We start from the raw sequence: 9,365 nt of genomic DNA, 5'->3' as shown, positions 1-9,365 counted from the left end.
AAGGTCTTTTTCATTCATAACCTGCTGCCAAGCTTCGAATGTCCAGCTTGCTATTGCAGTGTCCAGACTGCGATTGCAATCAACCTTGGAACGTGGCCATGCAAACTTTTTCGCGAATTCGCAAAATTGGCGTTGACACTGTCTAGCCTTATCGGCATAATGATCTCTGCTGTTTCGACGTGCGCCGTTACCTCAGCTGGATAGAGGGACTGACTACGAATCAGTACGTCGGGGGTTCGAATCCCTCACGGCGCACCACTTACAGCAGACGAATCCGCAACGACTGGCAGCAGCACGTGCGGTTTTTTTATTGGCTGAAGGAAAGGGACGTTGTTGAAGGTTCGAAAACCGAAACCTCACAGTATGTAGTCCTCCTTCGATTCCCTTGCGATGGCGGTCGAAGGACGACCGCAGCACCCGCGCTTGACAGAGATTTTACGCACCTGCAGATCCCGCGCGCGCCCCAACGCGCTACTATGGCCAGGTGCCGCAACCACGCTGCAACGCACGGGCACGACCAGTAAGGGACACCACCATGCTCTACCTCTCTCAAATGATGGGAAAACCCGTGATCGACTGCACGGGCGAGAAAATCGGCACGATATCCGACCTGGCCATATCCACCGGCGAGGTATTCCCGCGCATCACGAGCCTTGCGTTCCAGGGGCCGGGCAAGGTGCCGTTCATGATCTCGTGGCGCAAGTACGTGGGCGAATTCGACGAGGACGGCATCACGCTCACCGTGCAGGCCCACGACATCCGCTTCAGCTACCTGCAGCCCGACGAGGTGCTGCTGGCGCGCGATCTGCTGAACCGCCAGATCGTGGACACGCAGGGCATGAAGGTCGTGCGCGTGAACGACCTCAAGCTGTCCGTGTCGGGATCTCAACTGCGCCTTCTGGGCGCCGAGGTGGGCGTGCGCGGCATCCTGCGCGGCCTGGCTTCGTGGCTGGAACGCGCGGTGGTGGCCGTGGCGCGAGCGTTCGGCAAGAAGATAGACGAGCAGATCATCGCCTGGAACTACATGGACCTGCTCGACCGCGACCTGTCCGAGGTGCAGCTGTCCGTCACCCACAAGCGCTTAGACGAGCTGCACCCCGCCGACGTGGCGGACATTCTGGAGCAGCTGGACCCCCAGCAGCGCGCCAACGTGTTCCAGCACCTGGACGACGCGCGCGCCACCGAGGCCATCTCGGAGATGGAAGACGAGTACCAGGCGGACTTCATCGAAGACTTGGACGACGCGCGCGCCGCCGGCCTGTTGGGCGACATGGACCCCGACGACGCGGCCGACATCGTGCGCGACCTGTCCTACGAGAAGGCCGAAACGCTGCTGCGCCTCATGGGCGTGGAGGACGCCACCGAGATCCGCCGCCTTCTGGGCTACAAAGACGGCACGGCCGGCGGCATGATGACCACGCAGTTCGTGGCCGTGCACGCCGACGACACCGTGGGAGAGACCATCGAGGTGCTGCGCGAGCTGCCCGAGGATCACCCCACCGTGCACTACGTGTACGTGCTGGGCGAATACGACCAGTTCGTAGGCGTGCTCAGCCTGCGCACCCTCGTGCTCACCGACGACGCGAAGCCCGTGAGCGACGTCATGTTCGACGACGTCATCTCCGTTGCGCCGGACGAGACGGAGGAGGACGTGGCCGCCGACATCTTCAAGTACGACCTGCCCGCCATGCCCGTGGTGGACGAGCACGGGGCGCTGCTGGGCATCGTCACGGTCGACGACGCGTGGGACGCCATCGAAGAGGACGTGAGCGGCGACAAGACGAAGCTCACCGCGCTCAAAGTGGCGGGCGGCGTGGCGGGCGGCGTGCTGTTTTTGACGCTCTACACGCTCGTGCTGCTCCAAGCCGTCGGCTACGATTGGGGCTAGGCCATGGCCGGGAAGGACATCCGCCGCACCGAAGCGCCGCAGGCCGCGCAGCTCGCCGAAACGGCCGAAGCCCCAAGCGAAGGCAGGAAGACGCGCAGCAAGCTGCTGTTGGCCCTGGCCGCGCTGGGCCCGGGCATCGTCACGGCCATGGCCGGCAACGACGCCGGCGGCATCTCCACCTACTCCACCGTGGGCGCCAAGTTCGGCTTCGGAACGCTGTGGGTCATCCCCATTATGTGCGTGCTGCTCATTGTCGTGGAGATGACCGCGGCGCGCATGGGAGCCGTCACCGGCAAGGGGTTCGCCGCCCTCATCCGGGAGCGCTTCGGCATCCGCCTGACGGCGCTCGCCATGCTGGCGCTGCTCATCGGCAACGTATGCACCACGTTCTCGGAGTTCGCCGGCATCGCCAGCGGCATGGAGATGTTCGGCGTGTCCAAGTACGTGGCCGTGCCCGTTGCCGCCGCAGCCGTGTGGCTGCTCATCGTGGGGGGCAGCTACAAGCGGGTGGAGAAGGTGTTTCTTGTGCTGTCGCTGGTGTTCGTCACCTATATTGTGGCGGCGTTCATGGCGCAGCCAAACTGGGGCGAGGCGCTGCAAAGCACCGCAGTGCCCCACGTAGAGGGCGATATGAGCTTCATATCGCTGGTCATCGCCATGATAGGCACCACCATCGCACCGTGGATGATGTTCTTCAACCAAAGCAACGTGGTGGAGAAGGGCCTGTCTGTGAAGGACCTGTTCTCGCAGAAGGTGGACGTGGTGGCGGGCACCATCGCCGCGTGCTTGGTGGCGTGGTTCATCATCGTCACCACGGGCGCGGTGCTGCACCCCCAGGGCATCGAGATAGAGTCGGCGGCCGACGCCGCGCGGGCCCTGGCGCCCTTCGCCGGGCACTACGCCGAGGCGCTGTTCGCCGTCGGGCTGGTGGCCGCGTCGTTTCTGGCGGCATGCGTGCTGCCGCTGACCACGGCGTTCGTCATTTGCGAGGCGTTTGGATGGGAGGCCGGCGTGTCCTTCAAATGGAAGGAGGCGCCGCTGTTCAAGAGCATCTTCACGTTCATCATAGCGCTGTCAGCCGTGATCGTGCTCGTGCCGAACATCGACCTGATGAACGTGATGCTGACGGCGCAGTTCGTCAACGGCCTGGTGCTGCCCGTCCTGCTGGTGTTCATGGCCATCATCGCGGCGGACAAGCGCGTGATGGGGGCCTATCGTTCCCGCATCGTGTCACGCGCGCTCATATGGACGACGGTGAGCATCGTGACCGTGCTCACCGTCGTCTTGTTGGTCATGCAGGTGCTGGGGATCGGCTGACCCTCGTTGCTCGTTGCGCGCTTTAGCCGATCGCGGCCAGTCGGCGGCTCTCGTCCTTGAAGCGCTCGGAGAGGATCTTGTTGCTGTCGCCCTTCTCAAGAGCGCACGCCAGAAGCGCCTCCACGGTCAAGCTGTCCAGAAACGCGTTCATGCTCTCCTCCACCAGATCATAGGTGCGGCGAACGCCTTTCACCATTTCGCTGCCCTTGCGCGATGAACGCTTGGAGCGCTTCGAGGAGCGCTTGTCCTCCTCCAGCGCGCTCAGGATGTCGAGCACGCTGATCTTCTCCGGCTTCTTGGCCAAAAGGTAGCCTCCGTGCTTGCCGGGGCGCGCCTCGATGATGCCCGCGTTGCGCAGCAGCTGCGCAAGCTGGATCAGGTAGTCGCGGGGAATGTCCATGTCTTCGGCGATGTCCTTCGAAGAGCAAGTGGTTCCCTGCGCCGCCAGATACAGGACGGCGCGCATTCCGTAATCGGTCGATGCTTTAAGATGCATTGTTGTCTCCTTACTCGACGCCGCATCGGACTCGTTTCAAGGTCCACGATGAACGGTTCGTCCTTGGTCCAAACACGTTTCGAATATACCTAACGGAGAGCGATTATAGCAAGATCAATGATTGGTTTGTCGGTCAAATTGAATCAGATCGGTTACGATTGCCCTACTTCACGCCTAATCTCCACACAAATGCAAGGAGCGCGGGCGCACGAACCCGTTGGCTTGAGCGTTCCGTAGGTGCGCGCGCTAATCTTGTTCTCGCCAACATCCTAAGCCCCCTGTCGATTGGCCACCCCGCGCTTCGGGCGGTTGGACACCGACGCGGCAACCGCCTGACGCGTATTGTTTTAGTATACAGGCATACGCAGAATTCGGGGAGGGGAAGTAAAAAGAAAAGAGCGTCAACGAGCCAGCAATGAGCATCCCACGGGTAGAAGCCACAGCGCGAACACGACCGCGAACGGCCAGGCGTGCTCTTTGCTCACGGCGGCGAATTCGCGGATGAACGCCGTCGGCCAGAAGTATCGGGCCGTGGGGCTTCCAACCCCGTCGGCCGTCAGCCCTATCTTGTGGGCGTACTCCGCCGTGCGGAACACGTGGTAATCGCTCGTGACCACGGCGGCCCGGTAAGATCCGGCGCCCGAGCGCGCGTCCATGATGGCCTTGCTGTTGAGGAGGTTTTCCATCGTGGTGGTGGTGGAGCGGTCCTCCATGATGATGGCGTCGGCGGGCACGCCGCGCTCGTCTGTCAGGTACGCGCGCATGGCCTCTGCCTCCGACACTTCCTCGTCCGGACCCTGGCCGCCCGAGACAATGATGACGGCGCGACGCTTGCCCGCCTCCCACAGCTGCACGCCCTTGTCCAGGCGACCCGCCAGAAGCGGCGTGGGCTTCGCGCCCGACAGGCCCGCGCCGTGCACCACGATGTAGTCGTAGCCCGCACGTTTCGGCAGCCTCCGGTACAACCATGAGTACAGCAGCAGCGCGAAGAACGTAAACGCCACGTACGAACCTTCCATGAGCACCAGCAAAAGCAGCGCCAGCACGGGCATGGGCGCGGGCGTCAGCAACAAGATCGGCGCGGCCATGCACACCGCAACGATGAGCAAAGCCAGGAGCGCAGGCAGAAGATGCGGCAGGGAAACCCCCTCCCTCCGCACCACCACCACGGTGTTGGCCAGAAGGAACACGACCAAAGCCACGGTGCCGAAGGGCACGGAGAGCAGGCCAAGCACGATCAGCCCTGGCAGATCAAGCTGGATGGACAGCCCCCAGAACACGAACAGGCACAGCAAGAGGAAGTAAAGGGCGTTGCGGAACTGGCGCGGCTCCTTGCGATAGTTGCGCAGGAACAACGCCCCGAACACCAGCGCGGGAAAATAGATGAGCACGAGATACGCGAACATGCGGGGACCTCAACCGATCGATGTCGTTTTTCTTACAGTATAGCCTCTCTTTCGCGGTTGCAGAGGACGATGCGTCATCCGTTTCCATCGCGTGATCTGGCAAAGCGCGGGGCGGAAAGGGGGCGGCCCCTCGCTCCGCCCCCGCTGCCGTTGCGCGTGCGTAAGGAAGCGCGAGCCGTGCGGCAGGCGCCTCGCGGGGCACGCCTTGCCCATGCCGCCCTGCGTCGCGCGTCGCCCAACCCGCGCATCGCGACGCCGCGAAACGTCCCGCCTCGTTTCGCGTCGCGCCCCGCCCGCGCGATGAGGCGTTGCGCGGTGCCTCATCGCGGCTCGCGGGGCACGGCTCGCAGCTCGCGCTGCGCGTGCTGAAAGCTAGCGCGCCTCCTCTTCCTCCTCCAGTTCGTGCTCGAACTCGCGGTCGATGGCGCCCTGCGCGCTGGGCGGCTCCACCTCGAACGGCACGCTCTTCGTGACCAGGCTGACCACCGGCACAATGATCAGCGACAACACCATGGCGACAGCGCCGCAGTTGATGGGGCTGGCGATAAGCGGCGCGCCCACGAAACCCATGATCATGTTGCCCGTGGTCAGCCCCACGCCCACGATGAAGCTGGCCCACACCGCCGCCTTCGAGATGCGCTTGGAGTACAGCCCCCAGAAAAACGGCCCCAGAAACGCGCCGGCCAGCGCGCCCCACGAGATGCTCATGAGCTGCGCGATGAACGTGATGGACGAGGTGTACTGCACAAGCGCAATGGCCGCCGACACCGCAATGAACACCACCACCAGCACGCGCATAGTGCCGAGCTGGGTGCGCTCGCTCATGCTCTTCACCACGTTGCCCTTGATGAGGTCGAGCGTGAGCGTGGAAGACGACGTGAGCACCAGCGACGACAACGTGGACATGGACGCGCTCAGCACCAGCACGATGACAATGCCGATAAGCAGGTCGGGCAAGGTGGAGAGCATGGTGGGGATGATGGAGTCGTACACCGGCGCGCCCGCAGCCGTCATCTCCACCTGGTCGCCGTACAAGCGGCCGAATCCGCCCAGAAAGTAGCTGCCGCCCGCCACCACCATGGCGAACACCGTGGAGATGATGGCGCCCTGCTTGATGGCCGGGCCGCTTTTGATGGCGTAGAACTTCTGCACCATCTGCGGCAAGCCCCATGTGCCCAGGCTGGTCAGCACGATGACGCCCAAAAGGTCGGGCAAATTGGGTCCGAAGAAGCTGACGAACGGACCGGCCATGGCCGACTCCTCGGACGGGATGAGCGAAAGCTGCGTGATAGCCTCCGTGAAGCCGCCGTTTCCGGACAGCACCGCCACGATGACCGCCACAATGCCCAGCAGCATGACGATGCCCTGGATGAAGTCGTTCATGACCGTGGCCATGTAGCCGCCCACCACCACGTAGATGCACGTGACAACGGCCATGCCGATGACGCACGCCTCGTACGGCAGCCCGAACGCCATGCCGAACAGCCGCGACAGGCCGTTGTAGACGCTGGCCGTGTACGGGATGAGGAACACGAAGATGATGGCCGCGGCCGCAATGCGCAAACCCTTCGACCGAAAACGCTCGCCGAAGAACTCGGGCATGGTGGACGCGCCCAGGCGATGAGTCATCTCACGCGTGCGCGGGCCGAGCACCCACCAGGCCAAAAGGCTGCCGAGGATGGCGTTGCCGATGCCTATCCACGTGGCGGCGATACCGTACTTCCAACCGAACTGCCCGGCGTAGCCCACGAAGATGACTGCGGAAAAGTAGCTGGTGCCGAACGCGAACGCCGACATCCACGGCCCCACGTTGCGGCCTCCCAGCACAAACCCGTCAACGCTCGTGGCGGTTCGGCGGCAGTAGACGCCCACGCCCACCGCCACTCCGACGAATATGAGCACCATGCAAAGTTTCTCTATCATGAAAGTTCCGTTCCCCTTGGCGTTTCACGCGAAACACGCGTCTTGCTGCTACAACACGGCACGGCGGCACGACGACGCTGCGGCGCACTGCGACGTGACGCACGGCGGAACAGCGCTTCGCATGAAGCGCTCCGCCGCTGGAGGCGCACATGACCTTGCCCGTCGCAGCCGTCGGCGCATGCGGCGCGAGGCGGCACCACGGGACAAACCCATGTGCTACAGGTATCGATAGGAATAATAGGAAACGGCGCGGTAGCTGCCGCTCGATGCGGAAAGCGCAGGCGCGAGGCATTCCGCAGAGCGCGGCGCAAGGGCGCGGCACGCAGCGGCGAGAGCCAGCTGGAAACGCCAGCGATCATCGACGACGGTATGCCTTTTCGCGGAATGCATGTGCATACTCTACCACAGTAAAGCAGCCTCGGCGTCCAGAAAATGCGCGCGCGGCCGCGCATGGTCCCGCGCGGGAGCGCGCCCGGGCCTGCCGGCCGCGCTCCCCGTTCGCGCTTGCGGCGCCTTCCTAGTAGCGGCTGTCGAAGATGCGCTTGGTTTTCTTCTCGCTGCGCGGCAGCTCGCCCATGGGGACGCCTTTGGCGTCGGGGGTGCAGCCGCACTTCGCCTTGAAGATGAGGGCCAGCTCCTCTTCGGCGCGGGCCTTCGCCTCGCCTTCCAGCGGCGTCTCGAACAGCACGGTGAGCACGTCCTTGCCGCTGATGTTCTCTATCATCACCTGGTACTCGCTCGACGTGCCGTCGGTGGCGGCGATAACCTCCTCCACCTGGGCGGGGAAGAGGTTGCAGCCCTTCACCTTGAACATGTCGTCGGTACGGCCCGTCAGCGTGTCGATGCGCGGATGTGTGCCGCCGTGCGCGCAGGCGCAGTCGCCGGGAATGATGCGCGTGAGGTCGTGCGTGCGATAGCGGATGAGCGGCGCACCCTGCTTGCGCAGCGTGGTGAGCACAAGCTCGCCCACCTCGCCGTCGGGCAGCGGATCGCCGGTCTTGGGGTCCACCACCTCAACGTACACGTAATCGGACCACACGTGCATGCCGTGGTGCTCGCTGCACGAGATGCCGATGCCCGGGCCGTACACCTCGGTGAGGCCGTAGATGTCAAAGATCTCCACGCCCAGCTCGCCGGCTATGCGAGCGCGCATCTTGTCGCCCCAGCGCTCGCTGCCGATGACGCCTTTGCGCAAACGCAGCTGGTCGCGGATGCCGCGCTTAGCTATCTCCTCGGCCAAAAGCAGCGCATAGGAGCTGGTGGCGCACAGCACGGTGGAGCGCAGGTCCTGCATCATCTTCAGCTGCTTTTCGGTGTTGCCGGGACCCATGGGAATGGCCATGGCGCCCAGGCGCTCGGCGCCCAGCTGAAAGCCTATGCCGGCGGTCCACAGGCCGTAGCCGGGCGTGATCTGGATGCGGTCGGAGCGCGTGATGCCCGCCGTCTCGTAGCAGCGCGCGAACTGGATGGCCCAGTCGACCACGTCCTGCTGGGTGTAGGGGATGATGACCGGCGTGCCCGTGGTGCCGCTGGAGCTGTGGATGCGCACCACTTCCTCGTCGGGCACGGCCTGCAGGCCCAACGGGTAGGCGCGGCGCAGGTCGTCCTTCTCGGAAAACGGCAGCTTCTCGAAGTCTTCTTGCGTTTGGACGTCGGCAAGATCGATGTCCGCGAACTTCTCCGCATAGAAGGGCGAGCGGTCTTTGAGCGTGGTGAACTGCTGCTTGATCAGGTTGAACTGTTCAGGGGTGAGCTGCATGAGGAGCCTCTTTCCAAGTCGATGGCAACAGGTGCGGGATATGGGCATGCTTCAAGCCCGCAGGCGCGGGTCTTGAAGCTAAAGCCATCGACCGGCCGAGCCGAACGGCACGGCTTGCAAAGCGGAGATGTGAAACAGGTTCGTCATGCGCCCTATTGTAGGTGAAGGGGCCGGGAATGCAAAGGCCGAGTGCCGGGTTTCCAACGCCAACGGCCCAAAAGCGCCTCGCGCGTACCGCTTCTGACAGCGGTATCAGAAGCGGTACGCGCGAATGCCTTCGGCGACCACTTCCGCTAGCCCAAGAAAACGCTTGAGACGGAAGACAACCTGCTCATCCACCTCAAGCTCGCGCGCCATGACCAGGATGTCGCCCATCTCCCCTGCGTGCACGGCGCGCGCTCGCGGACGCAGCTTGGCGGCTCGGGCCTCGTCGGCAAGCTGGACGTCCGGCTCGGCAATGGCGCCCCCGCACGTCTTGGCGAAGCACGCATCCACAACGATGTGCGGCAAATTCTTACGCGTCATATAATCGCGCAATGCGGAATCGTACGTTATGCGCATGGTTCCCTCCAAGGC

General features: G+C 63.7%; 7 protein-coding genes and 1 tRNA gene. 3 read left to right on the top strand and 5 right to left on the bottom strand.

Going from position 1 to position 9,365, the window contains the following annotated elements:
* Window positions 1-181 precede the first annotated feature (181 nt).
* From ACWKY3_RS08920 to ACWKY3_RS08910, 3 genes are all read left to right on the top strand, one after another.
* Window positions 182-258, top strand: a tRNA-Arg gene (locus ACWKY3_RS08920).
* A 277-nt stretch (window positions 259-535) separates the two neighbouring features.
* Window positions 536-1,888, top strand: coding sequence for a magnesium transporter (locus ACWKY3_RS08915; RefSeq protein ID WP_449316065.1), 1,353 nt, complete (start codon window positions 536-538; stop codon window positions 1,886-1,888).
* A 3-nt stretch (window positions 1,889-1,891) separates the two neighbouring features.
* The gene (locus ACWKY3_RS08910; RefSeq protein ID WP_449316064.1) at window positions 1,892-3,205 is read left to right on the top strand and encodes an Nramp family divalent metal transporter; all 1,314 of its coding nucleotides are present in this window, start codon (window positions 1,892-1,894) and stop codon (window positions 3,203-3,205) included.
* A 22-nt stretch (window positions 3,206-3,227) separates the two neighbouring features.
* Here ACWKY3_RS08910 and ACWKY3_RS08905 read toward each other — a convergent pair whose 3' ends face one another.
* From ACWKY3_RS08905 to ACWKY3_RS08885, 5 genes are all read right to left on the bottom strand, one after another.
* The gene (locus ACWKY3_RS08905) at window positions 3,228-3,701 is read right to left on the bottom strand and encodes an RrF2 family transcriptional regulator (protein WP_449316063.1); all 474 of its coding nucleotides are present in this window, start codon (window positions 3,699-3,701) and stop codon (window positions 3,228-3,230) included.
* Between the two features lie 401 nt (window positions 3,702-4,102).
* Window positions 4,103-5,107, bottom strand: coding sequence for a YdcF family protein (locus tag ACWKY3_RS08900; protein WP_449316062.1), 1,005 nt, complete (start codon window positions 5,105-5,107; stop codon window positions 4,103-4,105).
* A gap of 372 nt (window positions 5,108-5,479) precedes the next feature.
* Window positions 5,480-7,030 carry a sodium:solute symporter family protein gene (locus tag ACWKY3_RS08895; RefSeq protein ID WP_449316061.1) on the bottom strand — a complete coding sequence of 517 codons (1,551 nt, stop codon included), beginning with the start codon at window positions 7,028-7,030 and terminating at the stop codon, window positions 5,480-5,482.
* Window positions 7,031-7,547: 517 nt separating this feature from the next.
* On the bottom strand, window positions 7,548-8,789 hold the full coding sequence (locus ACWKY3_RS08890) for a phenylacetate--CoA ligase family protein (protein ID WP_449316060.1): 1,242 nt from the start codon (window positions 8,787-8,789) through the stop codon (window positions 7,548-7,550).
* Window positions 8,790-9,041: 252 nt separating this feature from the next.
* Window positions 9,042-9,362 (bottom strand): hypothetical protein, encoded by a 321-nt coding sequence (locus ACWKY3_RS08885; protein ID WP_449316059.1) that lies wholly within the window; start codon window positions 9,360-9,362, stop codon window positions 9,042-9,044.
* Window positions 9,363-9,365 lie beyond the last annotated feature (3 nt).

It is taken from the genome of Rubneribacter sp., from assembly GCF_965361815.1.
This window is presented reverse-complemented; position numbering and strand designations above follow the sequence as displayed.